Source organism: Streptomyces sp. NPDC017676 (assembly GCF_044329325.1).
Classification (GTDB): Bacteria; Actinomycetota; Actinomycetes; order Streptomycetales; family Streptomycetaceae; genus Streptomyces.
The window spans coordinates 255,136-280,150 of record NZ_JBIRJA010000005.1 but is presented as its reverse complement, the minus strand read 5'-3'; the positions used below and the strand labels follow the sequence as shown (position 1 = coordinate 280,150).

Annotated in this window: 23 protein-coding genes; 16 read left to right on the top strand and 7 right to left on the bottom strand. The window is 73.1% G+C overall.

From position 1 onward, the window contains the following. Nucleotides 1–223: 223 nt before the first annotated feature. Together ACH4LD_RS13485 and ACH4LD_RS13480 are read right to left on the bottom strand one after the other, a co-directional pair. Nucleotides 224–910 carry a gamma-glutamyl-gamma-aminobutyrate hydrolase family protein gene (locus ACH4LD_RS13485; RefSeq protein ID WP_398055795.1) on the bottom strand — a complete coding sequence of 229 codons (687 nt, stop codon included), beginning with the start codon at nt 908–910 and terminating at the stop codon, nt 224–226. Nucleotides 911–959: 49 nt separating this feature from the next. After that, nucleotides 960–1,697, bottom strand: a complete 738-nt coding sequence (locus ACH4LD_RS13480) for a FadR/GntR family transcriptional regulator (protein ID WP_398055796.1) — start codon at nt 1,695–1,697, stop codon at nt 960–962. Between the two features lie 95 nt (nt 1,698–1,792). On the opposite strand from ACH4LD_RS13480, the gene ACH4LD_RS13475 reads away from it, so the two are divergent. From ACH4LD_RS13475 to ACH4LD_RS13465, 3 genes are read left to right on the top strand one after another with little or no spacing between them, the layout of a single operon-like run. Continuing rightward, nucleotides 1,793–3,151, top strand: coding sequence for a glutamine synthetase family protein (locus ACH4LD_RS13475; protein ID WP_398055797.1), 1,359 nt, complete (start codon nt 1,793–1,795; stop codon nt 3,149–3,151). A gap of 11 nt (nt 3,152–3,162) precedes the next feature. Beyond that, nucleotides 3,163–4,536, top strand: coding sequence for an aldehyde dehydrogenase family protein (locus tag ACH4LD_RS13470; RefSeq protein ID WP_398055798.1), 1,374 nt, complete (start codon nt 3,163–3,165; stop codon nt 4,534–4,536). Nucleotides 4,537–4,547: 11 nt separating this feature from the next. Beyond that, nucleotides 4,548–5,330 (top strand): 3-oxoacyl-ACP reductase, encoded by a 783-nt coding sequence (locus ACH4LD_RS13465; RefSeq protein WP_398055965.1) that lies wholly within the window; start codon nt 4,548–4,550, stop codon nt 5,328–5,330. Nucleotides 5,331–5,345: 15 nt separating this feature from the next. Here the strand turns inward: ACH4LD_RS13465 and ACH4LD_RS13460 are convergent, their stop codons facing one another. Then, nucleotides 5,346–6,548 carry an amino acid deaminase/aldolase gene (locus ACH4LD_RS13460; protein ID WP_398055799.1) on the bottom strand — a complete coding sequence of 401 codons (1,203 nt, stop codon included), beginning with the start codon at nt 6,546–6,548 and terminating at the stop codon, nt 5,346–5,348. Between the two features lie 1,272 nt (nt 6,549–7,820). Here ACH4LD_RS13460 and ACH4LD_RS13455 point away from each other — a divergent pair. Continuing rightward, nucleotides 7,821–8,741, top strand: coding sequence for a hypothetical protein (locus ACH4LD_RS13455; RefSeq protein ID WP_398055800.1), 921 nt, complete (start codon nt 7,821–7,823; stop codon nt 8,739–8,741). Continuing rightward, nucleotides 8,738–9,910 carry a type VII secretion-associated serine protease mycosin gene (gene mycP, locus ACH4LD_RS13450; RefSeq protein WP_398055801.1) on the top strand — a complete coding sequence of 391 codons (1,173 nt, stop codon included), beginning with the start codon at nt 8,738–8,740 and terminating at the stop codon, nt 9,908–9,910. The genes ACH4LD_RS13455 and mycP overlap by 4 nt, the downstream gene beginning before the upstream one ends. Nucleotides 9,911–9,914: 4 nt before the next feature. On the opposite strand, the gene ACH4LD_RS13445 is transcribed toward mycP, so the two are convergent. Both ACH4LD_RS13445 and ACH4LD_RS13440 read right to left on the bottom strand, forming a co-directional pair. Next, entirely contained in the window at nt 9,915–11,102 is a 1,188-nt protein-coding gene (locus ACH4LD_RS13445; RefSeq protein WP_398055802.1) for an alpha/beta hydrolase family protein, read from the bottom strand. 133 nt (nt 11,103–11,235) lie between these two features. Continuing rightward, complete coding sequence (locus tag ACH4LD_RS13440) at nt 11,236–12,186, bottom strand: serine hydrolase (RefSeq protein WP_398055803.1); 951 nt, start codon at nt 12,184–12,186, stop codon at nt 11,236–11,238. A gap of 148 nt (nt 12,187–12,334) precedes the next feature. Here ACH4LD_RS13440 and ACH4LD_RS13435 point away from each other — a divergent pair, with 148 nt between their 5' ends. Then, nucleotides 12,335–13,096 (top strand): SseB family protein, encoded by a 762-nt coding sequence (locus ACH4LD_RS13435; RefSeq protein WP_398055804.1) that lies wholly within the window; start codon nt 12,335–12,337, stop codon nt 13,094–13,096. Here the strand turns inward: ACH4LD_RS13435 and ACH4LD_RS13430 are convergent. Then, nucleotides 13,087–13,461, bottom strand: a complete 375-nt coding sequence (locus tag ACH4LD_RS13430) for a DUF1844 domain-containing protein (protein WP_132786481.1) — start codon at nt 13,459–13,461, stop codon at nt 13,087–13,089. The genes ACH4LD_RS13435 and ACH4LD_RS13430 overlap by 10 nt on opposite strands. Before the next feature lie 340 nt (nt 13,462–13,801). Between ACH4LD_RS13430 and infC the strand changes: the two genes are divergently transcribed. From infC to ACH4LD_RS13380, 10 genes are all read left to right on the top strand, one after another. Beyond that, on the top strand, nt 13,802–14,464 hold the full coding sequence (gene infC / locus ACH4LD_RS13425; RefSeq protein ID WP_132786483.1) for a translation initiation factor IF-3: 663 nt from the start codon (nt 13,802–13,804) through the stop codon (nt 14,462–14,464). A 123-nt stretch (nt 14,465–14,587) separates the two neighbouring features. Next, nucleotides 14,588–14,782 carry a 50S ribosomal protein L35 gene (gene rpmI, locus ACH4LD_RS13420; protein WP_004933563.1) on the top strand — a complete coding sequence of 65 codons (195 nt, stop codon included), beginning with the start codon at nt 14,588–14,590 and terminating at the stop codon, nt 14,780–14,782. 96 nt (nt 14,783–14,878) lie between these two features. Then, complete coding sequence (gene rplT, locus ACH4LD_RS13415) at nt 14,879–15,262, top strand: 50S ribosomal protein L20 (RefSeq protein ID WP_014671645.1); 384 nt, start codon at nt 14,879–14,881, stop codon at nt 15,260–15,262. A gap of 186 nt (nt 15,263–15,448) precedes the next feature. Next, a complete protein-coding gene (locus ACH4LD_RS13410) occupies nt 15,449–16,303 on the top strand; it encodes a TrmH family RNA methyltransferase (protein WP_398055805.1) in 855 nt (284 codons plus the stop codon). 50 nt (nt 16,304–16,353) lie between these two features. Then, nucleotides 16,354–17,484, top strand: coding sequence for an ATP-binding protein (locus ACH4LD_RS13405; protein WP_132786485.1), 1,131 nt, complete (start codon nt 16,354–16,356; stop codon nt 17,482–17,484). 128 nt (nt 17,485–17,612) lie between these two features. Continuing rightward, nucleotides 17,613–18,734 carry a phenylalanine--tRNA ligase subunit alpha gene (pheS, locus tag ACH4LD_RS13400; protein WP_103812429.1) on the top strand — a complete coding sequence of 374 codons (1,122 nt, stop codon included), beginning with the start codon at nt 17,613–17,615 and terminating at the stop codon, nt 18,732–18,734. Continuing rightward, nucleotides 18,734–21,256, top strand: coding sequence for a phenylalanine--tRNA ligase subunit beta (gene pheT / locus ACH4LD_RS13395; protein WP_398055806.1), 2,523 nt, complete (start codon nt 18,734–18,736; stop codon nt 21,254–21,256). The genes pheS and pheT overlap by 1 nt, the downstream gene beginning before the upstream one ends. Nucleotides 21,257–21,422: 166 nt before the next feature. After that, entirely contained in the window at nt 21,423–22,487 is a 1,065-nt protein-coding gene (locus ACH4LD_RS13390) for a PP2C family protein-serine/threonine phosphatase (protein ID WP_132786487.1), read from the top strand. Nucleotides 22,488–22,768: 281 nt separating this feature from the next. Further along, nucleotides 22,769–24,109: a transcriptional regulator gene (locus tag ACH4LD_RS13385; protein WP_132786488.1), complete on the top strand. Its 1,341-nt coding sequence runs from the start codon at nt 22,769–22,771 to the stop codon at nt 24,107–24,109. Nucleotides 24,110–24,174: 65 nt separating this feature from the next. Then, nucleotides 24,175–24,714, top strand: a complete 540-nt coding sequence (locus ACH4LD_RS13380; protein WP_103812433.1) for an NUDIX hydrolase — start codon at nt 24,175–24,177, stop codon at nt 24,712–24,714. An 8-nt stretch (nt 24,715–24,722) separates the two neighbouring features. On the opposite strand, the gene ACH4LD_RS13375 is transcribed toward ACH4LD_RS13380, so the two are convergent. Next, a complete protein-coding gene (locus ACH4LD_RS13375; RefSeq protein ID WP_103812434.1) occupies nt 24,723–24,983 on the bottom strand; it encodes a hypothetical protein in 261 nt (86 codons plus the stop codon). Nucleotides 24,984–25,015: the final 32 nt, after the last annotated feature.

The following is a 25,015-nucleotide window of genomic DNA, read 5'->3' as shown; positions in this document are numbered from 1 at the left end:
CGGGGAGCTGCGCGGCCTGCCACCGGGGGCCGGCGGGGAACAGGCGGCCGGATGCGGAACGGCGGTCAGCCCTGACCCGCGGGGAGCTGCGCGGCCTGCCACCGGGGGCCGGCGGGGAACAGGCGGCCGGATGCGGAACGGCGGTCAGCCCTGACCCGCGGGGAGCTGCGCGGCCAGCCACCGTGAACCCGCGGGGAACACGCGGCCGGAAGCGGAACGGCGGTCAGCCCGCGGCGGTGATCAGCGCCGCCATCACGCGCGGGTCCTCGCCCATCTCCGGATGCCACTGCACGCCCAGCGCCCACCCCCGCTCCGCAGGCAGTTCGACGGCCTCCACCGTGCCGTCCGCCGCATAGGCCGACGGGACGAGGCCCTCGCCGAGCCGTTCCACCGCCTGGTGGTGGTACGTCGGCACCGTCAGCTCCTCCGGCACGATGCCGGCGTACAACGTCCCCGGCACCGGCTTCACCGGGTGCTCGCCGAAGGCGCCCACCACCTCCGCGTGCCCGTCCAGGTGCTGGACGAGCGTGCCGCCGAGGGCCACGTTCAGCAGCTGCATGCCCCGGCACACCCCGAGCAGCGGCACGCCCGCCGCCAGCGCCGCGTCGATCAGCGCCAGCTCCCAGGCGTCCCGCTCCGGCGCGGGCGGCCCCGTGCGCGGCGAGCGCTCGGCGCCGTACCGGGCCGGGTCGACGTCCGGGCCGCCCGCGATGACCAGCCCGTCGAGCCGGGCCACCGCCGCCCCGGCGTGTCCGGGCGCGTCCGGCGGCAGCAGCGCGGCCAGTCCGCCGGCCCGCTGCACCAGCCGCGGATAGCCGGCCGGCAGCAGCACCGCGTCCAACTCCCACACCCCCCAGCGCGCGCCGGACTCCAGATACGTGCTCACGCCGATCAGCGGCCGTACGGTCATGCTGCCCTCCTCGACATCAAAGGTTCATCCGATTACCTTTGCGGAGCGCTCACCCCAGAAATCCCCGCAACAGCGCCGCCGTACCCGCGCAGTGCTCGCGCGTCATCTCCCGCGCCCCGTCCGCGTCCCCGTCCAGCACCGCTTCCACCAGCGCCGCGTGCTGGCGCTGGGAGTGCTCCAGGTTGCGCACCAGCAGCGGGATGCAGTCCAGCAGGTCGTTGACCGTGGCCCGGACCGCCGCGTACTGCGCGGTCAGCGACGGCGAACCGCACAGCTCGGCCAGCGTCAGGTGCAGCAGCGTGTCCGCCCGCCGGTAGTCCGTCAGCGGGGCCTCGTGCGTGCGGTCCAGTGCCTCCCGCAGCCGCCCCGCCTGCTCCGCCGTCAGCCCGTGCGCCGCGCACAGCCCGGCCGCGCCCACCTCCAGCACCTCGCGGAAGCGCAGCACGTCCTCGATGTCGACCTCGGCGATCCGGCGCCGCAGTTCGTCCTCGCCGCCGGCGTCCGGGCGCGGCAGCACAAACGTTCCGCCGTACCGCCCGCGCCGCGCCTCCACCAGGCCCTGGTCCTGGAGCACCTTCAGCACCTCACGCAGCGTCACCCGGCTGATGCCGAGCCGCTCCGCCAGCTCCCGCTCGGCCGGCAGCCGCTCGCCCGCCGGCACCAGACCGAGCCGTACGACCTGGAGGACCTGCTCCAGCGCCTCCTCGAAGCCGTTGCCCGCCCGCACCGGCCGCAGCACCGGAGCGAGCCGGTCCGCCACCGTCCGCGCATCCGTCTCCCGCGACATCCGGGCCCACCCCCTTCCCAAGCATTGGTTCGCGGCAATACCTTATGGCTCCCGGCCCGGCCGAAGAAGCGCGATGGCGCCGAAGGAGGCTCTCCGTGGCAGACCGCACACCCCCGCTCGGCGTCGAGGAACTGCACGCCCTGGTCGCGAGCGGTGAGATCGACACTGTCGTCCTGGCCTTCCCCGACATGCAAGGGCGCCTCCAGGGCAAGCGGTTCGCCGCCCGCTTCTTCCTCGACGAGGTCCTGCACCACGGCACCGAGGGCTGCAACTACCTGCTCGCCGTGGACACCGAGATGAACACCGTCGACGGCTACGCGATGTCCTCCTGGGAGCGCGGCTACGGCGACTTCGCGATGCACCCGGACGTGTCCACCCTGCGCCGCGTCCCCTGGCACCCCGGCACCGCGCTGCTCATCGCCGACCTCGCCTGGAACGACGGCTCCCCGGTCGTCGCCGCCCCCCGCCAGATCCTGCGCCGCCAGCTCGGCCGGCTCGCCGAGCACGGCTACACCGCCCAGGTCGGCACCGAGCTGGAGTTCATCGTCTTCAAGGACAGCTACGAGCAGGCGTGGGACGCGAACTACCGGGGCCTGACCCCCGCCAACCAGTACAACATCGACTACTCCATCCTCGGCACCGGCCGCATCGAGCCCCTGCTGCGCCGCCTGCGCAACGACATGGCCGGCGCCGGCCTCACCGTCGAGTCCGCCAAGGGCGAGTGCAACCCCGGCCAGCACGAGATCGCCTTCCGCTACGACGAGGCCCTGCGCACCTGCGACCAGCACGCCCTCTACAAGACCGGCGCCAAGGAGATCGCCGCCCAGGAGGGCGTCTCGCTCACCTTCATGGCCAAGTACAACGAGCGCGAGGGCAACTCCTGCCACATCCACCTCTCGCTCGCCGACGCCGACAGCGCCAACGCGATGGCCGGACCCGACGGCATGTCCGAGGTGATGCGGCACTTCCTCGCCGGACAGCTCGCCGCGCTGCGCGACTTCTCCCTGCTCTACGCCCCCAACATCAACTCCTACAAGCGGTTCCAGCCCGGCTCCTTCGCCCCCACCGCCGTCGCCTGGGGCCACGACAACCGCACCTGCGCCCTGCGCGTCGTCGGCCACGGCCGCTCCCTGCGCTTCGAGAACCGCCTCCCCGGCGGGGACGTGAACCCCCACCTGGCCGTCGCGGGGCTCGTCGCGGCCGGTCTGTACGGCATCGAGCACAGGCTGGAGCTGCCCGAGCCCTGCCCCGGCAACGCCTACACCGCCGACTACGCGCAGGTGCCGACCACTCTGCGCGAGGCCGCCGAGCTGTGGGGGAACAGCCCGATCGCCCAGGCGGCGTTCGGGGACGAGGTCGTCGCCCACTACCGCAACATGGCGCGCGTCGAGCTGGAGGCCTTCGACGCCGCGGTCACCGACTGGGAGCTGCGCCGCTCCTTCGAACGCCTGTGAGAGGTCACCACGTGTCCGACCCGAACGAGCTGACGGTCCTCGACCCCGCCACCGAGGAGGTCGTCGCCACCGTCCCCGCCGCCACCGCCGAGGACGTCGACGCCGCCGTCGTACGCGCCGCCCGCGCCCAGACCCGGTGGGCCGCCCTGGCCCCCGCCGACCGGGCCCGGCTGCTGCGCCGCTTCGCCGACGTCGTCGACGCCCACACCGAGGAACTCGCCCAGCTGGAGGTCCGCGAGGCCGGCCACACCGTCGGCAACGCCCGCTGGGAGGCCGGCAACGCCCGCGACCTGCTCCTCTACGCGGCCGGCGGCGCCGAGCGCCTGGTCGGCAGACAGATCCCGGTCCCCGGCGGCTGGGACGTCACCTTCCAGGAACCGCTGGGCGTCATCGGCGTCATCGCCCCCTGGAACTTCCCCCTGCCGATCGCCGCCTGGGGCTCCTTCCCGGCGCTCGCGGCCGGGAACGCCGTCCTCCTCAAGCCCGCCGAGACCACCCCGCTCACCGCGCTCCGCCTGGCCGGGCTGGCGCTGGAGGCCGGCCTGCCCGAGCACCTCTTCCAGGTGCTGCCCGGCTACGGCGCCATCGCCGGACGCGCCCTGGTCGACCACCCGGACGTCGCCAAGATCGTGTTCACCGGCTCCACCCGCACCGGCCGCGAGGTCATGGAGCGCTGCGCCCGCCTGGTCAAACCGGTCACCCTCGAACTCGGCGGCAAGAGCCCCAACATCGTCTTCGCCGACGCCGACCTCAAGGCCGCCCTCGACCCCTTCTCCTTCCTGGACAACGCCGGCCAGGACTGCTGCGCCCGCACCCGCGTCCTGGTCCAGGAGACGGTGCTGGACGAGGCCCGCGCCCTGCTCGCCGACGCGCTGGCCGCCGTGGTCGTGGGTGATCCGGCCGACGAGAAGACCCAGATGGGCCCGCTCATCTCCGGCCGGCAGCTGGAGCGCGTACGGTCCTACGTCCCCGACGACGCCCCGGCCCTGCGCGGCACGGCCCCCGACGGCCCCGGCTTCTGGTTCCCGCCGACCGTGCTCACCGGCGAGCGGCACGACAGCCCGGCGGCCCGCGAGGAGATCTTCGGCCCGGTCGCCGTCCTGCTGCCCTTCACCGACGAGCAGGACGCGATCCGCCTCGCCAACGACACCCCCTACGGTCTGTCCGGCTCCATCTGGACCCGGGACGTGGGCCGCGCCCTGCGCGTGTCCCAGTCCGTCCGCGCGGGCAACCTGTCCGTCAACTCCCACTCCAGCGTCCGCTACTGGACCCCGTTCGGCGGCTACAAGCAGTCCGGCCTCGGCCGGGAACTCGGCCCCGACGCCCTGACCGCCTTCACCGAGACCAAGAACGTCTTCCTCAGCACGGAGGTCCCCGCACCGTGACCGACAACAGCGTGACCGACAACAGTGTCTGCCGCCGCCTGGTCGGCCGTACCGCCGTCGTGACCGGAGCCGGCAGCGGCATCGGACTCGCCGGCGCCCGCCGGCTCGCCTCCGAAGGCGCCCACGTCGTCTGCGCGGACGTCGACGAGACGCGCGGCAAGGCCGCCGCCGACGAGGTCGGCGGGCTCTTCGTGAGGACCGACGTCACCGACCCCGAGCAGGTCGAGGCGCTGTTCCGGGCCGCGTACGACACCTACGGCAGTGTCGACGTCGCCTTCAACAACGCCGGTATCTCCCCGCCCGACGACGACTCCATCCTGGAGACCGGGCTGGAGGCGTGGAAGCGCGTCCAGGAGGTCAACCTCACCTCCGTCTACCTGTGCTGCAAGGCCGCCCTCCCCTACATGCGCCGCCAGGGCAAGGGCTCCATCATCAACACCGCGTCCTTCGTGGCGCGGATGGGCGCGGCCACGTCCCAGATCTCCTACACGGCCTCCAAGGGCGGCGTCCTCGCCATGTCCCGCGAGCTGGGCGTGCAGTTCGCCCGGGAGGGCATCAGGGTCAACGCGCTGTGCCCCGGCCCGGTCAACACCCCGCTGCTCCAGGAGCTGTTCGCCAAGGACCCGGAGCGGGCCGCGCGCCGGCTCGTCCACATCCCGGTCGGGCGGTTCGCCGAGGCGGAGGAGATCGCCGCCGCCGTCGCCTTCCTGGCCAGCGACGACTCCTCCTTCGTCAACGCCACCGACTTCCTGGTGGACGGCGGGATCGCCGGCGCCTACGTCACGCCGCTGTAGGGCGGCCCAGCGGACTCAGAGGAACGTACGCCCCTCACCCCGGTAGGTGGGCACGGCGGCCGTCACCGTGTCCCCCTCGATCAGGTGCAGGGTGTCGAACCGCTCGCACAGCTCGCCCGCCTTCGCGTGGCGGAACCACACCTTGTCGCCGATGAGCAGATCGTCGGCGGGCGAGCCGAGCAGCGGGGTCTGCACCTCGCCGGGGCCCTCCTGCGGGTCGTACCTCAAGCCCTCCGGCAGGTAGGGCACCGGCAGCCGGTCGGGGCCGGCCGCGCCGGAGGCCGGGTAGCCGCCGCCGAGCACGGTGACGACGCCCACCCCGGGCCGCCGGACCACCGGCTGGGCGAAGAGGGCGGCCGGACGGCCCGTGAAGGACGTGTAGTTGTCGAACAGACGCGGCACGTACAGCCCCGAGCCGGCCGCGATCTCGGTCACCGCGTCCTCGGCGGCGGTGTGCTGCACACTGCCGGTGCCGCCGCCGTTGACGAACTCCAGGTCCGGGGCGACCGCCCGGACCGCCCGGACGACCGCGGCCCGCCGCTCGGCCAGCTCCCGCCGGGCGGTGGCCTGCATCAGCCGGACCGCCCGCGAGCGCAGGGGCCGCCCGGCGACCGCGTCCCCGACTCCGGCGATGTGCCCCTCGTACGCCATGATCCCCACCAGCCGGAAGCCCGGCCGCCGGGCCACGGACCGTGCCAGGTCGGCGAGTTGGGCGGGGGAGTGCAGCGGCGAACGCCGTGCCCCGACCCGGACCCGGCCGCCGAGCAGCTTCAGCGAGGTGTCCAACTCCAGGCAGACCCGCACGACTTCACGTCCGCCGTCGCGGGCCGCGTCGATGAGGTCCAGCTGCGCCGGATCGTCGATCATCACCGTGACGGCACCGGCCGGCTTCGGATCGGCGGCCAGTTCCGCGAACCCGGCCCGGTCCGCCGACGGATAGGCCAGCAGGATGTCCTCGAACCCCGAACGCGCGAGCCAGAGCGACTCGTCCAGGGTGAACGACATGATGCCCTGGAAGCCGTCCCTGGCCAGGACGCGTTCCAGCAGGGCCCGGCAGCGGACCGACTTGCTGGCGACCCGCACGGGCTTGTCCCCGGCGCGGCGGACCAGGTCGTCCGCGTTGGCGTCGAAGGCGTCCAGGTCCACGATCGCGAGAGGGGCGTCGAGATGGGCGGTGGCCCGGTCGTAACGGGCCCGGTCGGCGGCGCGCGCAGTCATGACGGAAGCCTGCCAGACAGGATTACCGCAGGGTAGGGGGACGTTCCGGGCAGATGCCGCCCGGCGCGTGGACTGGTTCTCCCTCTCTCCCGGACAACCCGTAGAGTGACGCGCACGTACGGCGGAACCCGCCCGGCCACCACATGAACCGGGATGCCGGTCCGGCCGTACGGGTATGCGTGCCCGGAAGGAGTTTCCGCACCGGGCGCGGCCGAGCAGCGACAGCGGCCCGCGTACGAGGAGACGGCCCGGGCACGAGGAAACGGGGGGTGCATGAGCACGGGAGCCCGCCACGCCCCGGTCCCGCGTCGCCCGTCGACCCCCCCGGGGCCCCCGGCCCAGCGCCCGCCCACGCCGTCCACGCCGCCACGACCGGACGACGACCCCGACGAGGAGCCGTCGGTCTTCACCCCGCGTGGTGCACGGCCCGCACCCGACGCGGTCCCGCGCGCCCACCGCCCGCGCCCGTCGGCCGTACCCGAGGCCCCCGCGGCCGTGAGCCCGCCCCCGCCGCCCGCCTCGGCCCGGTTCCCCGACGCCCCGCCGAGCACGGGCTCCATCGGCGCACCGGCCCGGACGCCTTCGGCGACCCCCGCTGGGCCGGCCGCGGAGACCGGCACGTCCCGGCTCCGCCCGGGCAGGGAGCCCGGGGGACAGGGCACCTTCGCCGAAAACCCGTCGGAGACGACGGCACGACTGCGTCCGATCCGCCCGTCGACCTCGCCTGCGCCGACGTCCCCGACTCCGCCGGTGTCCTCGCGTACGCCGGATTCCCCCCGCTCTCCGGCACCCGCTCCCCGACACCCCGACTCGGTACCCACCGGCCCCGCTTCGGCCGCTTCCCCGGGAGCCCCGACGGGCCGCCGCACCGGTGACGCACCGGCGTCCGGGCAGCCGGCGAATCACCGTGCGGGTGGGGTGTCCGCGTCCGGGCAGCCGGCGAATCACCGTGCGGGTGGAGTGTCCGCGTCCGGGCCGGCAGCGAATCACCGTGCGGGTGGTGTGTCCGCGTCCGGGCCGGCAGCGGATCCCGGTACGGGTGGCGTGCCGCTGCCGGGCCAGATGGGAAACCCCCGCTTGGGTGGCGTGTCCGCGCCTGGCCAGGCAGGCAGTCCCCGTGCCGGTGACGCGTCCGCGTCCGGGCGGGCAGAGGCTTCTCGCATGGGTGGGGTGTCCGCGTCCGGGCGGGCAGAGGCTCCTCGCATGGGTGGGGTGTCCGCGTCCGGGCAGGCAGCGGAACCCCGTGGGGGTGTCGTCCCGCCGCCTGGGCCGGTGAGCGATCAGGCCGTGGCCGGGGCCTGGTCCCCCATGGCTCCCGCTCACCCCGTGCGCCCCGCGCCCGACCCCGCCCACTCCTGGGGGGCCGGAACCGACGGGCGGCCGCGCGTGTCGTTCGGGGAGCCCGAGGGGTTCGGGGGGTCCGGGAGGCGGGCGCGTCCCCGGGTCGGGGCGCGCACCGTCGCCGCCGCTGCCTGTCTGGTGCTCGGGCTCGGGCTCATCGGCGGTGCAGCGACCGGCACCTGGCTCACCGGCGACGGCGGGGCGGACGGCGCCGGGAACGCCTTCGGCACGGCCCGGACCCTCTGGCACAGCGTGCCCGTGGACGAACTGTTCCCGCCCACCGTCGAGGGCACGGGCGCCGGCCCGGGCGGCGCCGACCGCACCTGGACCAGGATCGCCGTCGCCCGGGACAGCGGCTGCGCCCACGCCTTCGACCCGCTGCTGCACAAGGCCCTCGCCCCGGTCGGCTGCCAGCGGCTGCTGCGCGCCACCTACACCGACGCCACCCAGACCTACGTCACCACCGTCGGCCTGCTGTTCACCAAGGCCGACCCCGCCGCCATGTCCGCGCTCGCCGCCCGCTTCCGCGAAGAACACCTAGACAGCCGCGCCGACCTGATGCCCCGGCCGTACGCCGCCGCCGGCACGGCCGCCGCCGGCTTCGGCGACCGGCAGCGGGCCTCGTGGACCGTCTCCGTCCTCACCGACGCCCCCGTCGTCGCCTACGCCGTCTCCGGCTGGGCCGACGGCCGTACCGTCGACACCCCCCAACCCGCCGCCGACGCCGTCCGCTCCGGTGCCACCACGGCACCGGCCCAGGCCGGCCTCGGCAACGAGGCCCAGGGCCTGGCCGACCGCATCGAACGGCGCCTGCGCAAGACCGTCGGCACGGCCACGGAGAAGCCTTCATGAAGCACCCGGCCCAGCACGCCGCCAAGGCGGCGGTGAGCCTGCTGCTCGCCGTCCCCCTCGCCCTGCTGCCGTCCGCCGCCGCCCACGCCGACGGCATCCGCGCCCAGCAGTGGGGCCTCACCGCCCTGCACCTGGACGATGCCTGGCGGACCACCAAGGGCCGGGGCGTCACCGTCGCCGTCCTCGACACCGGCGTCGAGGCCGGCCATCCGGACCTCGACGGCAACGTCCTGCCCGACAAGGACATGATCGGCTTCGGCGCCGGACCCGGCGACCGCACCTGGGCCCGGCACGGCACCGCCATGGCCGGCATCATCGCCGGGCACGGCCACGGTCCCGGCGGCACCGACGGCGTCATGGGCGTCGCCCCCGAGGCGAAGATCCTGCCGGTCCGGGTGATCCTGGAGGACGGCGACCCCGCCCGCGCCAAGGCCCGCACCACCCGCGGCGGCGCCCTCGCCGACGGCATCCGCTGGGCCGCCGACCACGGCGCCGACGTCATCAACCTCTCCCTCGGCGACGACTCGAACTCGGCGCATCCCGAACCCGGCGAGGACGAGGCGGTGCAGTACGCACTGAAGAAGGGCGTGGTCGTCGTCGCCTCCGCGGGCAACGGCGGCGACAAGGGCGACCACGTCTCCTACCCGGCCGCCTACCCGGGCGTCATCGCCGCGACCGCCGTGGACAAGTACGGCACCCGCGCCGCCTTCTCCACCCGCCGCTGGTACGCGGCCGTGAGCGCGCCCGGTGTCGACGTCGTCATCGCCGACCCCGACCACAAGTACTACGCGGGCTGGGGCACGAGCGCCGCCTCGGCCTTCGTCTCCGGCGCGGCGGCCCTGGTCAAGGCCGCCCACCCCGGCCTTTCCCCCGCCCAGATCAAGAAGCTCCTGGAGGACACCGCGCGGGACGCCCCGGTCGGCGGCCGGGACGACTCGCGGGGCTTCGGCATGATCGACCCGGCGGCGGCCCTGAGGGCGGCCGCCCGGGTCGAACCCCGGGGCCTGAAGGCCGCGTCCTACGGCGAGAAGTACTTCGGCGCCGGCCCGGACACCCCCAGGGCCACGAGCGGCCCCTCCGACTGGGCGGCACCGCTCGCGGGAGGCGCGGGCGGGGTCCTGCTGGTGGCCGGGGTGATGCTGTGTCGGGGTCGCCGACACGCGGCCTGAGCCGCTATCCGGCGATGTACCCGATCTCCGGGTAGCGCGGTGCGGCGCCGTCCAGCAGGTGCCTGGTGTCGGGGCGGCCTCGCAACTGGAGGTCGAAGAAGGCCCGCACCGTGGCCCGTACGGCCGCCACCGCCCGGTCGGCGGGGATCGTGCCGGCCTGCAACTGCTGCCGCACCACCTCCGGGACCTGGGGCGCGATGGCCACGAGGTCCGTGTAGGAGTTGTGGTCGGCGTCCGCGAGCCGCAGGCAGCGGCGCCAGCCGCGCAGTCGCTCCCAGAACGGGTGCCAGGTCGGGTCCTGGTCCATGCCGTCGTGCACGGCTGTGTCCATCAGCAGGAACGGCCGGTCGAGACCGTGCTCGACCACCGGCCCGTACAGCGCGCCGTCCAGGTCGATGCCGGCCCGCACCCGCTCGTCCCGGTACATGACGGCCGCCGACGCGGCACCGCCCCGGGAGTGCCCGAAGGCGCCGGTCCGCGTGAGGTCCAGGCTCCCGCACAGACCGCGGGGCAGCGGGCGCCGCTGTGCGTCGGGATTGCCGCCCCGGTTCACCACGGCCAGCTGGTCGAGCACGAACCGCAGGTCGTCGGCGCGCACCGCGACCGCCTCCGCCCGGCCGGCCGGATCCGGCTCGGGGCGGGTCACGACGCGGCCGTCGGGGAACTCCACCTCCCCCGAGTCGTACGGGTGGTCCACCGTGACCACCACGTACCCCCAGGACACCAGGTCCTCGACGACGAGGGTGTTGAACGTGCGGTCCGAGGTGTAGCCCGGCGAGTACAGCAGCACCGGCCGGCGGCCCGGCCTGGCCGGCGCCCGGTCCGCGCTGTGCGTCCACGGCAGCGCGTAGCCGTCCACCGCGCCGCCGAAGCGGGCCTTCACCGCCCGCTCGGCACCGGGCGGCAGCCACGGCAGCGGCGCGTGACCACGTACGGCGGCGGCCGGGTAGTGCACGGTCACCATCAGCTCACGCGGCTCTCCCGTGTCCGACCGGGGTTCGGCCCGCGACCGGTCGACCAGGTGCAGCTCCACGGCGCCCACCGGCGCGGGCCCGGTCGGTCCGGCCAGCCGGATGGGGATGAGGCCGGCCGCCGAGGCGTGTCCGGGAGCCGACAGGGGAACGGCGACGGCTGCGACGGCTCCGAGGCCACCGGCTATGAGGGATCGGCGAGTGGGGCGTACGGGAGGCACTGGGCTCCTTCCGCGGCCGGACGCCGGCTCGGCAAAGAATCAGCCGGCGTCCGCCCTGCTCATCGTCAAGTCCCTTGCAGGCTAGATCATTTGCTTGCCGGCCACTGGATCCTTCACGGCCGAAAGCGATGGATCATTTGTCGCCGAACGCCCTTACCGCAGCCTTCGCCGCCTCCTCCACCAGGGAGATCCCCCGTGCCTGGCTCGCCGTGCCGTCCGACAGCACCGCCACCAGGTAGTCGGTCCCGTCCACCGTCACCCGGCCGATGCTGTTGACGTCCCACAACCCGGTCGTGCTGCGCGGCAGCCACCCGTTCTTCAGCGCCCAGGAGTTGCCCTCGGCGGCGGCCGACACGCCCCACTGCTGATCGGGCTCGACGGACTTCATCAGCCCCTGCAGATACGTCCGCGAGGCCGCGCTCAGCTTCGAGTCGTCCTCGAACACCTGCTGGAGGAGGACCAGTTGGTCCGACGCGGTGGTCCGGGTCAGCCCCCACAGCTCACCCTCCCCGCCGGAGGTGTCCGTCAGCCCGAAGCGCTCGTTCGCCGCGTCCAGCCCGGCCGCCCGCCCGATCGTGTGCCACAGCGCCGTCGCCGAGGCGTTGTCGCTGTTCTCGATCATCCTGGTGGCGTACGCCCGCTCCTGCGCCGTCAGCCGCCGGCCCGCGTCCTGCGCCTGGAGCAGCAGCGCGGCCAGGATGTCGACCTTGACGATGCTCGCCGTGTCGAAGGAGGCGTCGCCGTACACGGCGCTCTCCCCGGACCCGGCTGCCAGCACCGCCGCCGACACCCGCGCGCCCGACGGCACCTCGACCCGCGCCATCGCGGCACTCAGAACCGCTTTCCGGTCCACCGCGGCCGGCTCCCTCACGGACGCCTCCTCTCCGGCCCCGGCCGAGGCGGTGACCGAGGGCGCCGCCGCCGACGATACGGCCACGGCTCCGGCCCGTGCCCGGCCCTTCACGTAGACCGTGCCGCCGGCGGTGACCCCGCCCACGGCGACGACGGCGAGCGCGGTGCACAGCAAGGCACGGCGCCGGGACGGGCGCGCACGACGGCCACGGCGGGCTCTGGAGGACACCATGCCGCGATGCTCGGGGCCGGGGCTGTGCGCTCTGTTGGGCGCAGATCAGAACCGGGTCAGGAAACCCGAGATTCCTGTGAACGCGGTGACGCCGGGGTTTCCGGCCCCGCACAAGCCCGGCAGCTTCCCCCCTATAGGGTCGGGGACCGTGGCGAACAAGAACATTCCCGACCCCGGCTTCTCCGACGACGACGGCTCCGCCGACCCCCGGCTGAGCGCGGCGCTGGCCGCCTGGGCCGAGGACCGCAGCGCCCTCGGGCCCGTCCTGGAGGCGCTCAGGGGAGCCCGTCTGCTGGTCCCCGTCGTCGCCGTGCTCGGCGAGGTCGAGGAGGACGAGAACGGGCTGCGCCGCGAGAAGACCAGCGACATGGCCGTACCCACCCTGAAGGCCGGCGACCGCACCGCGCTGCCCGCCTTCACCTCCACCAACTCCCTCGCCCGCTGGGACCCCGCGGCCCGCCCGGTCGCCGTACCCCTGCACCAGGCACTCCAGGCCGCGGCGCACGAGAAGGCCGACACGGTCGTGCTCGACCTCGCCGGACCGGTGCCCTTCGAGCTGACCGGCCCGGCGCTGCTCGCCCTCGCCGAGGGCCGTACCAGCATCGACCCGCTCGCCGACCCCGCCGTGGTGGGGGCCGTGCGTACGGCGGTGGCGGCGGAGCCGGCCGTGCTGCGCGCCCACCTCGGGCCCGGGCAGGCCGACGGCACCCTCGCCCTCGTCCTCGACCCGGCCGCGCCGCCCGCCGAGGCCGCCCGCGCGGTCGCCGAGCGGCTGGCGGCCGACGAAACACTGCGGGCCCGCCTGGTGCGCGGTCTCGACCTGGCACTGCTGCCGGCCGGGACCACGCCTCCGGGCGAGCCCTTGTACGTGAAGGATCAGGTCGGTCGTGAGGGAGCGGGTCAGCCGTAGACCGGGCCGGTGTACTTCTCGCCCGGCCCCTGGCCCGGCTCGTCCGGGACGATCGACGCCTCGCGGAAGGCGAGCTGGAGCGACTTCAGGCCGTCACGCAGCGGAGCCGCGTGGAAGGAGCTGATCTCGGTCGCGCTCGCGTCCAGCAGACCGGCGAGCGCGGTGATCAGCTTGCGGGCCTCGTCCAGGTCCTTGTACTTCTCGCCCTCCTCGCTCAGCCCGAGCTTCACGGCGGCGGCGCTCATCAGGTTGACGGCGACCGTCACGATCACCTCGACGGCGGGGACCTCGGCGATGTCCCGGGTCATCGCGTCGAAGTCGGGGACCTCTGAAGACTCAGCAGACTCGGCAGGGGTGTCACTCATGCCCCACACCATAGGTGGTCGCGCCCGGCGCCCCTGAATTCGCCCTTGTCAAGCGACCCTGCTAATCTGAAGGACGACCGGCTGGACATGATTGAGTCCGGCCCACAAGTGGAGGCTCCGATCTCCCACCTGACCGTCCCCCGGGACGGCGGGTCATCCGGTCAGGCGGCCCCCATCGTTCCGTACGGACGATGGAGTCGCCCGAAAGCGCGCCCCGCGACATCGCGGCGGTGCTCCGGTTGTTTGGAGCCCCGCCTGTGATCGTCCGGGGCATTTTTTGTGCTTCGGCGCGGTTAGGTCTAACGAAAAGAGACGTTACGCGGCTGTCCGCCAGACCGCCGTGTGGTGCTACCGAGGAGGATCCATCAGCGCCGAGCCCCGCATCAACGACCGGATTCGCGTTCCCGAGGTGCGACTTGTCGGTCCCAGTGGCGAGCAGGTCGGCATCGTGCCGCTCGCGAAGGCACTGGAGCTTGCGCAGGAGTACGACCTGGACCTGGTCGAGGTCGCGGCGAACGCCCGTCCGCCCGTGTGCAAGCTCATGGACTACGGGAAGTTCAAGTACGAGTCGGCCATGAAGGCCCGTGAGGCGCGCAAGAACCAGGCGCACACGGTCATCAAGGAGATGAAGCTCCGGCCGAAGATCGACCCGCACGACTATGACACCAAGAAGGGTCACGTCGTCCGGTTCCTCAAGCAGGGCGACAAGGTCAAGATCACGATCATGTTCCGTGGTCGCGAGCAGTCCCGCCCCGAGCTGGGCTACCGACTGCTGCAGCGGCTCGCGGAGGACGTCCAGGACCTCGGTTTCGTGGAGTCGAACCCGAAGCAGGACGGCCGAAACATGATCATGGTCCTCGGTCCGCACAAGAAGAAGACCGAGGCGATGGCCGAGGCCCGCCAGGCGCAGGAGGCCCGCAAGGCCGAGGCGAAGGCGAATCCCGGCAAGTCGCAGAACCCTGCCGAGGCCGCGGCACCGTCCGAGGAGCCGGCCGAGGCGTGATCCCGGGGGATGTACGTCCCCGTACGTCCCCGAGGATGTAACCGAAAGAAGAGAGCGACGCTCCATCGTGCCCGGTTTCACGACCGGGCACCGGAGCGCCACCGACGAGGAGATAACGGCGCTATGCCGAAGAACAAGTCGCACAGCGGTGCCAGCAAGCGCTTCAAGGTCACCGGCTCCGGCAAGGTGCTCCGTGAGCGCGCCGGCAAGCGCCACCTGCTTGAGCACAAGTCGTCCCGCGTCACGCGTCGCCTCACCGGCAACGCCGAGATGGCCCCGGGCGACGCCGCGAAGATCAAGAAGCTTCTCGGCAAGTGACGCGGCGGCGCTCTGAGCGCCGTGCGTCGGGACCGGGACCGAATCGATTCCGGGTCGTGTGAGTACCACCACGACCCCGCTACAAGGAGTTAACAAGTGGCACGCGTCAAGCGGGCAGTCAACGCCCACAAGAAGCGCCGGGCGATCCTGGAGCAGGCTTCCGGCTACCGCGGTCAGCGTTCGCGCCTGTACCGCAAGGCCAAGGAGCAGGTCACCCACTCGCTGGTCTACAACTACAACGACCGCAAGAAGCGCAAGGGCGACTTCCGTCAGCTGTGGATCCAGCGCATCAACGCCGCTGCCCGCGCCAACGGCATCACCTACAACCGCTTCATCCAGGGTCTGAAGGCCGCGAACGTCGAGGTCGACCGCAAGATCCTGGCCGAGCTGGCCGTGAACGACGCGAGCGCCTTCGCGGCGCTCGTCGAGGTCGCGCAGAAGGCGCTGCCGTCGGACGTGAACGCCCCCAAGGCCGCGTGACGCTGCGCTGGCTCTGAGCCGACGCTCACTGTAGGACCCGCAGGCTGTATGGCTTGCGGGTCCTGTCGTTGCCGGGTCGGCCGTCGTTCGAGTGCGGGTCCGTCGTGGCCGCTCGCGCAGTTCCCCGCGCCCCTGCGGGGCGCCTGACCCGCTGCACGCTGAAATTCGCTGAAGGTGACCTAGAGGATGCCCACCCCTGAGCTCATCTCCCCCCGTTCCACCCGTGTCTCCGCCGCGCGGCGGCTGGCCAAGCGGAACTTCCGGGGGAAGGACCGGCTGTTCCTGGCGGAGGGGCCGCAGGCCGTTCGGGAGGCGGCCGGGCACCGGGTCGACGGCGTCCCGACCCTCGTCGAGCTGTTCGCGACCGTGGAGGCCGCGGAGCGGTACGCCGACATCATCGGCGCGGCCCGTGACGCCGGCGCCCGGGTGCACCTCGCGACCGAAGAGGTCATCGCCGACATCTCCACCACCGTCACCCCGCAGGGCCTGGTCGGCGTCTGCCGGTTCCTGGACACCCCGTTCGAGGACATCCTCGCCGCCCGGCCGAAACTGGTCGCCGTCCTCGCCCATGTGCGGGACCCCGGCAACGCCGGTACCGTGCTGCGCTGCGCCGACGCCGCCGGCGCCGAGGCCGTGGTCCTCACCGACGCCTCCGTGGACCTGTACAACCCCAAGGCCGTCCGGGCCTCCGTCGGCTCGCACTTCCACCTGCCCGTCGCCGTCGGCGTTCCCGTCGAGCGGGCCGTGGCCGCGCTGAAGGAGGCCGGGGTGCGCGTCCTGGCCGCCGACGGGGCCGGCGACCGCGACCTGGACGAGGAGCTGGACAAGGGCACGATGGGCGGCCCCACCGCCTGGGTGTTCGGGAACGAGGCCTGGGGCCTGCCCGAGGAGACCCGCGCCCTCGCCGACGCCGTCGTACGCGTCCCCATCCACGGGAAGGCCGAGAGCCTGAACCTCGCCACCGCCGCCGCCGTATGTCTCTACGCGTCGGCCCGTGCACAGCGCGCCTCCGGAGGGTGCCGCTCCGTCACCGAGAGCTAGTAGGGTGACCAGCGCGGGGCCCTGCGCCGTCTGAGAGGTGGGGTACGGGGATGAGTGTGGCCGGCACGAGCACCGCGCCGGAAGGACGGGACGCGCGGGGCGCGCCCGCGTCCCGGTGCGCCGGCTCCGGCGTCGATCCCGACCAGCTGCCCGACGGCCTCGTCGTCGCCGACGAACACGGCCGCGTGACCTGCTTCAACGCCGCCGCCGCGCGGATCACCGCGGTGCGGCCCGCCGACGCCGTCGGACAGTCCCTGGAGAAGGCGCTGCCCCTGGAGGACCTGGAGGGGCGCCGCTGGTGGCAGCTCACCGACCCGTACGGCGGGCTCGCCATCCGGGTCCGGCAGCCGGAGCGCAATCTGCTGCTGCCCGGCGGCCGCGAGGTACTGGTCTCCGCCCGCTACGTGCGCGACGAACCACTGGGGCCGGTGCGCAGCGTGGTCGTCTCCCTCCGGGACACCGAGGCCCGCCGCCGCACCGAGCGCAGCCACGCCGAGCTGATCGCCACCGTCGCCCACGAGCTGCGCTCCCCGCTCACCTCCGTGAAGGGCTTCACCGCCACCCTGCTCGCCAAGTGGGAACGCTTCACCGACGACCAGAAGCGGCTCATGCTGGAGACCGTCGACGCCGACGCGGACCGGGTCACCCGCCTCATCGCCGAGCTGCTGGACATCTCCAGGATCGACTCCGGGCGGCTGGAGGTGCGCCGCCAGCCCGTCGACATCGGAGCCGCCGTCTCCCGGCACATCCAGGCCTACGTGGCGGCCGGCCAGCGCGCCGACCGCTTCCTGCTCCGCATCGAGCAGCCGCTGCCCGCGCTGTGGGCCGACCCCGACAAGATCGACCAGGTGCTCAGCAACCTCATCGAAAATGCCGTGCGGCACGGCGAGGGAACCGTCACCATTGACGTCACGCCCACGCCGTCCCCGCGCGAGGGCGAGGAGACCGGCACGTCGGTCACCGTGAGCGACGAGGGGCCCGGCATCCCGGAGGAGTCCATGAACCGCGTCTTCACCCGTTTCTGGCGGGGCAGCAAGCGCGGCGGCACGGGCCTCGGGCTGTACATCGTCAAGGGCATCGTGGAGGCCCACGGCGGCACGATCACGGTCGGCCGGGCCGCCGGCGGCGGCGCCGAGTTCCGATTTACGTTGCCCGTGGCGGCCCCGGCGTATCTCGCCTGACGGCCCACGGGCGCATTCGCACACCTCCACCCCGTTAGACTCGGCCTTTGGCACCTTTGTGTCCTTCACAGGCCAGTACGCAGAGTCGGTCACGGGGACCATCCAGCCAATCGGAAGCACGGGAAGAGATGTCGGCACCCAATAAGTCGTACGACCCTGTCGAGGTCGAGGCGTTGAAACCGGAAGAGATCGAGCGCATGCGGGACGAGGCGCTCGCCGCCTTCGCCGCCGCGGACTCCCTGGACGCGCTCCACGAGGCCAAGGTCGCCCACACCGGCCCCGCCTCCCCGCTGGCCCTCGCCAACCGCGAGATCGGCGCCCTGCCCCCGCACGCCAAGGCGGACGCCGGCAAGCGCGTCGGCATGGCCCGGGGCGCCGTGAACAAGGCCCTGGCGGGCCGCCAGGCCGAGCTTGAGGCCGAACGGGACGCCCGCGTGCTGGTCGAGGAGGACGTCGACGTCACGCTGCCGTACGACCGCGTCCCGGCCGGCGCCCGCCACCCGCTGACCACGCTCTCGGAGCGCATCGAGGACATCTTCGTGGCCATGGGCTACGAGGTCGCCGAGGGCCCCCAGGTCGAGGCGGAGTGGTTCAACTTCGACGCCCTGAACATCGGCCCGGACCACCCGGCGCGCGGTGAGGCCGACACCTTCTTCGTCCAGGGGCCCGACGGCGGCGCCGAGTCCGGCGTCGTGCTGCGCACGCACACCTCGCCGGTCCAGATCCGCTCCCTGCTCGACCGTGAGCTGCCGGTCTACGTGATCTGCCCGGGTCGCGTCTACCGCACCGACGAGCTGGACGCCACGCACACGCCCGTCTTCCACCAGGTCGAGCTGCTCGCCGTGGACGAGGGCCTGACCATGGCCGACCTCAAGGGGACCCTGGACCACATGGTCCAGTCGCTGTTCGGCGAGGGCATGAAGACCCGGCTGCGGCCGAACTTCTTCCCCTTCACCGAGCCGAGCGCCGAGATGGACATGCTCTGCTACGTCTGCAAGGGCGAGTCCGTCGGCAACCCCGACCGGCCCTGCCGCACCTGCTCCAGCGAGGGCTGGATCGAGCTGGGCGGCTGCGGCATGGTCAACCCGCGGGTGCTCACCGCCTGCGGCGTCGACCCGGAGAAGTACAGCGGCTTCGCCTTCGGGTTCGGCATCGAGCGGATGCTGATGTTCCGCCACAACGTCGAGGACATGCGAGACATGGTCGAGGGTGACGTCCGGTTCACCCGGCCGTTCGGGATGGAGATCTGATGCGGGTCCCGCTTTCTTGGCTGCGGGAGTACGTCGACCTGCCGGCCACCGAGACCGGCCGTGACGTCCAGGCCAAGCTGATTTCGGCCGGTCTGGAGGTCGAGACGGTCGAGCAGCTCGGCGCCGACCTCAAGGGCCCCCTGGTCGTCGGCCAGGTGCTGACCATCGAGGAGCTGGAGGGCTTCAAGAAGCCGATCCGCTTCTGCACCGTCGACGTCGGCCAGGCCAACGGCACGGGTGAGCCCCAGGAGATCGTCTGCGGCGCCCGCAACTTCCAGGTCGGCGACAAGGTCGTCGTGGTCCTCCCCGGCGCCACGCTGCCCGGCGGCTTCTCCATCTCCGCCCGCAAGACCTACGGCAAGACGTCCCACGGCATGATCTGCTCCAGCGACGAGCTGGGCATGGGCGACGACGGCACGCACGGCATCATCGTGCTGCCGCCGGAGACCGAGGTCGGCAAGGACGCCATCGAGCTGCTGGAACTGGTCGACGAGGTCCTGGACATCGCCGTCACCGCCAACCGCGGCGACTGCCTGTCCATCCGCGGTGTCGCGCGCGAGACCGCCATCGCCTACGGCCTGCCGCTGCGCGACCCCGCCCTGATCGACGTCCCCGCGCCGAACGCCTACGGCTACCCGGTCCAGGTCTCCGACCCGTTCGGCTGCGACCGCTTCACCGCGCGCACGGTCACCGGCCTGCGCCCCGAGGCACGCTCCCCGATCTGGCTCCAGCGCCGGCTCCAGAAGGTCGGCATGCGCCCGATCTCGCTCGCCGTCGACGTCACGAACTACGTGATGATGGAGCTGGGCCAGCCGCTGCATGCCTACGACCGGTCCCTGGTCCAGGGCACCATCGGCGTGCGCCGCGCGCAGGAGGGCGAGAAGCTCGTCACCCTCGACGGCGTCGAGCGCAAGCTGCACGCCGAGGACCTGGTCATCACCGACGAGCGCGGTCCCATCGGCCTCGCCGGGGTGATGGGCGGCGCCAACACGGAGATCGCCGACCACGAGCTGACCGAGGACGGCGTCAACGGCACGACCGACGTCGTCATCGAGGCCGCGCACTTCGACGCCGTCTCCATCGCCCGGACGGCCCGCCGCCACAAGCTGCTCTCCGAGGCGTCCCGCCGGTTCGAGCGGGGCGTCGACCCGCAGGCCGCCGCTGCCGCCGCGCAGCGCACGGTGGACCTGCTGGTCCTCCTCGCGGGCGGCACGGCGGAGGCCGGCGTCACCGAGATCATCGCGCCCTCGGCCCCGCACACCATCACCCTCCCGGCCGGTCACCCGGACAAGGTCGCGGGCGTCGACTACGGCCGGGAGACGGTCGTACGCCGTCTCCAGCAGGTCGGCTGCGACGTGTACGGGCAGGACGAGCTGCTGGTCACCGTGCCGTCCTGGCGTCCAGACCTGGTCGACCCGAACGACCTGGCCGAAGAGGTCATCCGTCTGGAGGGCTACGAGAACCTGCCCTCCACGCTGCCCAAGCCGCCCTCGGGCCGCGGCCTGACCCACCGCCAGCGGCTGCACCGGCGGGTCGGCCGGGCGCTGGCCGGCGCGGGCTACGTCGAGGCGCCGAACTACCCGTTCGTCAGCGAGCAGGTCTTCGACCAGCTCGGGCTGGAGGCCGGCGACCCGGCCCGCCGCGTCGTGAAGCTGGTCAACCCGCTCAGCGACGAGGAGCCGGCGCTGCGCACGACGCTGCTGCCGGGCCTGCTCGGCGCTCTGCGGCGCAACGACGGCCGGGGCTCGCACGACCTCGCCCTGTTCGAGACCGGGCTGGTCTTCCTGCCGCGTGAGGAGTCGCGCGGCGCCACGCACCTGCCCGTCGACCGGCGTCCCACCGACGAGGAGATCGCCGCGCTGAACGCCGCGCTGCCCGAGCAGCCCCGGCACGTGGCCGTCGTCCTCGCCGGCGCCCGTGAGCAGGCCGGCTGGTGGGGCAAGGGCCGTCCGGCCGACTGGGCCGACGCGGTCGAGGCGGGGCGTGCCGTGGCCCGGGAAGCCGGTGCCGAACTGGTCGTCCGCAAGGGCCAGTACGGTCCGTGGCACCCCGGCCGGTGCGCCGAGCTGCTGGTCGTCGCCGACGGCGCGGAGCAGGTCGTGGGTCATGCGGGCGAGCTGCACCCGCGGGTCCTCAAGGCCCTGGGGCTGCCCGAGCGCACGTGCGCGATGGAGCTGAACCTGGACGCCCTGGAGGCGGTGGGCGACGGCGTTCCGCAGGCGCCGGGCATCTCCACGTTCCCGGTCGCCACGCAGGACGTCGCCCTCGTCGTCGACAAGCCGGTCCCGGCCGTGGAGGTCGAGGCGGCGCTGCGTGAGGGTGCCGGTGAGCTGCTGGAGTCCATCCGGCTGTTCGACGTGTACGAGAACGCCGAGCAGCTCGGGGAGGGCCGCAAGTCGCTCGCGTACGCGCTGCGGTTCCGGGCCGCCGACCGCACGCTGACCGTGGACGAGGCCTCGGCCGCGCGGGACGCGGCGGTCGCCCTCGCGGGTGAGCGGACCGGCGCGGTGCTCCGGGGCTGAACGCCTCCGCCAGCCGCATAAATGCGGGTTGACCGGCGGAAGCTCACTCGTTCGGGTGGGAAGTGAGGGTGATCCTCGCCGCCCGGGTCATGCCGTCGACAGAATCGGACCGGCCTTTCGGGGCCGGTCCGATTCCTCTGTCAGGCCCATATGGGGGACCAGAGGCATGATCCGCATCAAGGCACGGGCGCCCACCGGGCGGGTGGCAGTACTGCCCACGGTCTGGGGAGCCGTCGCGGTCGGCTACAAGTTCGGCTGTCCGCTCGCCCAGCAGAACGGGCTCGGGGCCCGCATCGTCACCAGTGCCGTGTTCTTCGCCGTCGGCACCGGCCTCATAGTCCATGTCCGCCGCTCCCTGCTGCGAGAGCTGCGGCTCGCCCGGCGGGCGGCGAACGCCGCGCAGGACGTCGTCCTGCGTCCGCTGCCGCCACGCCTCGACGGGATCGACGTCGCCGCCGCCCAGCTCTCCGCCGACCGGGGTGCGAGCGTCGGCGGCGATCTGTACGAGGCCATCGCCACGGAACACGGGGTCCGGGTGGTGATGGGGGACGTACGGGGGCACGGTCTGGCCGCCCTCGGTACCGTCGCCGCCCTCCTCGGCAGCTTCCGCGAGGCCGCCCACGACGAACCCGGACTCGACCGCGTGCTCCGCAGACTGGACCGCGCCCTCGCCCGCCACCTGCGCGAACGCGCCCGCGCCGAGCACCCCGCGAACGGCTCCGCCGACCTCGACCACCCGGTCGCCGAGGAGTTCGTCACCGTGCTCCTGATGGAGATCGGCGGGGACGGCGACCTGCGTGTCCTCAACTGCGGCCATCCGTGGCCGTATGCGCTGAGGGGAACCGCGGTCGAGCAGCTCACCGGCGGGGACCCCCTTCCGCCGCTGGGTCCGTTCCCGCTGCCGACGGAGCTGGAGGTGCTGTCCTGCGGCCGACTGGATCCGGGGGAGTCGCTGGTCCTCTTCACGGACGGTGCCGAGGACGCGCGGGACGGCCAGGGACGGTTCTTCCCGCTGCCGGAAGCCCTGCGCGAGGCCGTACGTGACCATCCGGTCTCGCCCCAGGCGGTCCTGCGCACCGTCTTCACGGGCCTCCTGCGCCACACGGTCGGCAGGACCACGGACGACGTCGCGGTACTGGTGCTGCGCAACGGCCGGAGAGGGGCGCCCTGCAACTCCTCGGGAGCCGCGCGCCCGGCCGCCACGCACCCGCAGCCGACGACGTACCGCTAGGGTCTTTCGTCTGGATCAGGCCGGATCAGGGAGCGATGCCAGGGCCCGCGAGCCCGGCGTGAGCCGAACGAGAGGCCCCAGGCCCTGTCGGCCCCGGCCAAGCCGCCGTCGTTCGAGGGGGAGCCGGCGGCTTGGCCGGCCTCTTGCGAGGCATCTCAGTCAACCGGATGGACACGCTCCGCAACAGCGCGCGTACGCCCCGGATACGGGCACTCCGTTCACACCCCGTGTGAACGGAGTGCCACTACGCTGACCGCACCAGGCCACTCGGGGGGCATCCCATGCAGCCCAACACCCTGCTCGACGCCATCCTGGACGAGGCGGGCATCTCGCACGCCGGTCTCGCCGCCCACGTCAACCAGGCGGGCCGCAGACGCGGACTCGCGCTGCGGTACGAACACACCGCCGTGGCGCGCTGGTTGAAGGGCCAGCGGCCCCGCGGCCAGGTCCCGGACCTGATCTGCGAGGTGCTCGCGGCACGGCTGCAACGCCCCGTCACGCTCGACGACATCGGGCTCGGCGTGCCCGGTGAGCCCAGCACCCCGCACGCCGGTTCGCTGGGCGGGTTCGTGGAGCGGGCCACCGCCCTGTGGCGCTCGGACGAACAGCAGCGGCCCCATGTGCTCGGCGCCCCGGCCGTCACCGGGACCCCCGCGGTGATGCCGGTGTGGGAGTGGGAGAACCCGCCCGAGGACGTCGACGTCTCCCGGGGCGGCCGGCACCCGGTCACCACGGCCGACATCGAGATGCTGCGCGCCGCCCGGACGCACTACGAGCAGATGTACCGCAAGGCCGGCGGCATCGCGACCCGGACGCGGATCGTCGGGTTCCTCAACGCCGAGGCCGCGCCGCTGCTGCGCGGCAGCTACACCGATGCCACCGGCCGTCAACTGCACCGGGCCACGGGCGGGCTGGTGGCGATCGCGGGCATCTGCGCGTACGACTCCGACGCGCACGGACTCGCCCAGCGCTACTTCCACCAGGCGCTGCGGCTGGCCAAGGCCAGCGGCGACCGGGGCCTCGGTGCGTACGTCATCGCACTGCTGGTCAACCAGTCGTTGTTCATGCGGGAGTACCGGCAGGCCGTCGCCTTCGCCGAGGCCGCGCTGCGTGCCGCCGGCCGGCACATCACCCCGGCGCTCGCCTCCGACCTGTACGCGATGCAGGCCAAGGCGTACGCGCACCTCGGGGACAGCGGCAGCGCGCTGTCCTGCATCCGGCGGGCGGAGACGGCAGCCGACCGGATCCGGCGGGGCTACGAGCCCGACGAGACCGGTTACGTACAGCCGGGCCTGGTCAATGTGCAGGTGGCCGAGGCGCTGCTGAGCCTCGGGGAACTCGCCGCCGCCCGGGAACACGCGGCGGCGGCCGTCGACAACCCGGCCCACGACCGGGGACGGGTGCACCGGCTGGCCATGCTCAGCACCATCGAACTGCGCCAGGGCAACGCCGACAAGGCCGTCGCCACCGCCGTGCAGATGGCGGAGCAGGCACGGGGAATGGAGTCCCAGCGGCTGCGCGACCGACTGCGCGCGGTGCGCGAGCACCTGGTGCGTTGCGGCTCGGCCGGCACCGCCGAAGCCGCCGAACTCATCGACGGGGCACTGCGCGTACCGCTGTAGGCCCCCTGTGGGCACACCGTCCCTGCTGCGATATTGCCACTTACTCGGCGGAAGGTGGCAGAACCGTGCAGTGGACGAAACAAAGCGAACAAACCGTGTATGAAAACCGCTGGTTCAGCGTCAATCTCGCGGATGTCGAGCTGCCGGACGGCCGGCATCTCGACCACTTCCTGATCCGGCTGCGCCCCGTGGCCGTGGCCACGGTGGTCAACGAGGCGAACGAGGTGCTGCTGCTGTGGCGGCACCGCTTCATCACCGACAGCTGGGGCTGGGAACTGGCCGCGGGCGTCGTCGAGGACGGCGAGGACATCGCGAGCGCGGCGGCCCGGGAGCTGGAGGAGGAGACCGGCTGGCGGCCGGGGCCCCTGCACCACCTGATGAGCGTGGAGCCGTCCAACGGCCTCACCGACGCCCGGCACCACGTCTACTGGTCCGACCGGGGTGAGTACGTCGGGCACCCCGTGGACGACTTCGAGTCGGACCGGCGGGAATGGGTCCCCCTGAAAGTCGTCCCCGACCTGATCGCCCGTGGGGAGGTCCCGGCCGCCAACATGGCGGCCGCGTTACTCCTGCTGCACCACCTCAGGCTCGCCGAAGGCCGGTGAGCCGGCGGCTAGTGGGTCGCCAGCGCCTGCCAGACCGTCACCACCAGCGCACCGAGCGCGGTCAGCGCGGCGAGCGAGGGCAGCGGCCAGCGTGCGTGTTCCAGCGAGGCCATCCGGGTGTTCAGCTCGTCCAGCTCCTTGGCGGTCTCCTCGGTACGGTGACGCAGCAGCGCCAGTCCTCCCTCGACGCGGGCGTAGGCCACGTCGAGGCGGCGCCGTAACTCTGCGAGTTCTCCATGGACCACGGGATGCTCCGGTTCGGCGGTCACAGGTCCGCTCCTTTCGGTGGTCGAAATGGATG

Coding starts and splice junctions, on each gene's coding strand:
- mycP (WP_398055801.1), top strand. CDS start 8,738: ATGAAGCACCCGGCCCAGCACGCCGCCAAGGCGGCGGTGAGCCTGCTG.
- ACH4LD_RS13460 (WP_398055799.1), bottom strand. CDS start 6,548: ATGACTGCGCGCGCCGCCGACCGGGCCCGTTACGACCGGGCCACCGCC.
- ACH4LD_RS13430 (WP_132786481.1), bottom strand. CDS start 13,461: ATGAGTGACACCCCTGCCGAGTCTGCTGAGTCTTCAGAGGTCCCCGAC.
- ACH4LD_RS13405 (WP_132786485.1), top strand. CDS start 16,354: ATGAGTGTGGCCGGCACGAGCACCGCGCCGGAAGGACGGGACGCGCGG.
- ACH4LD_RS13385 (WP_132786488.1), top strand. CDS start 22,769: ATGCAGCCCAACACCCTGCTCGACGCCATCCTGGACGAGGCGGGCATC.
- ACH4LD_RS13390 (WP_132786487.1), top strand. CDS start 21,423: ATGATCCGCATCAAGGCACGGGCGCCCACCGGGCGGGTGGCAGTACTG.
- ACH4LD_RS13440 (WP_398055803.1), bottom strand. CDS start 12,186: ATGGTGTCCTCCAGAGCCCGCCGTGGCCGTCGTGCGCGCCCGTCCCGG.
- ACH4LD_RS13410 (WP_398055805.1), top strand. CDS start 15,449: ATGCCCACCCCTGAGCTCATCTCCCCCCGTTCCACCCGTGTCTCCGCC.
- pheT (WP_398055806.1), top strand. CDS start 18,734: ATGCGGGTCCCGCTTTCTTGGCTGCGGGAGTACGTCGACCTGCCGGCC.
- ACH4LD_RS13480 (WP_398055796.1), bottom strand. CDS start 1,697: ATGTCGCGGGAGACGGATGCGCGGACGGTGGCGGACCGGCTCGCTCCG.
- ACH4LD_RS13485 (WP_398055795.1), bottom strand. CDS start 910: ATGACCGTACGGCCGCTGATCGGCGTGAGCACGTATCTGGAGTCCGGC.
- pheS (WP_103812429.1), top strand. CDS start 17,613: ATGTCGGCACCCAATAAGTCGTACGACCCTGTCGAGGTCGAGGCGTTG.
- rpmI (WP_004933563.1), top strand. CDS start 14,588: ATGCCGAAGAACAAGTCGCACAGCGGTGCCAGCAAGCGCTTCAAGGTC.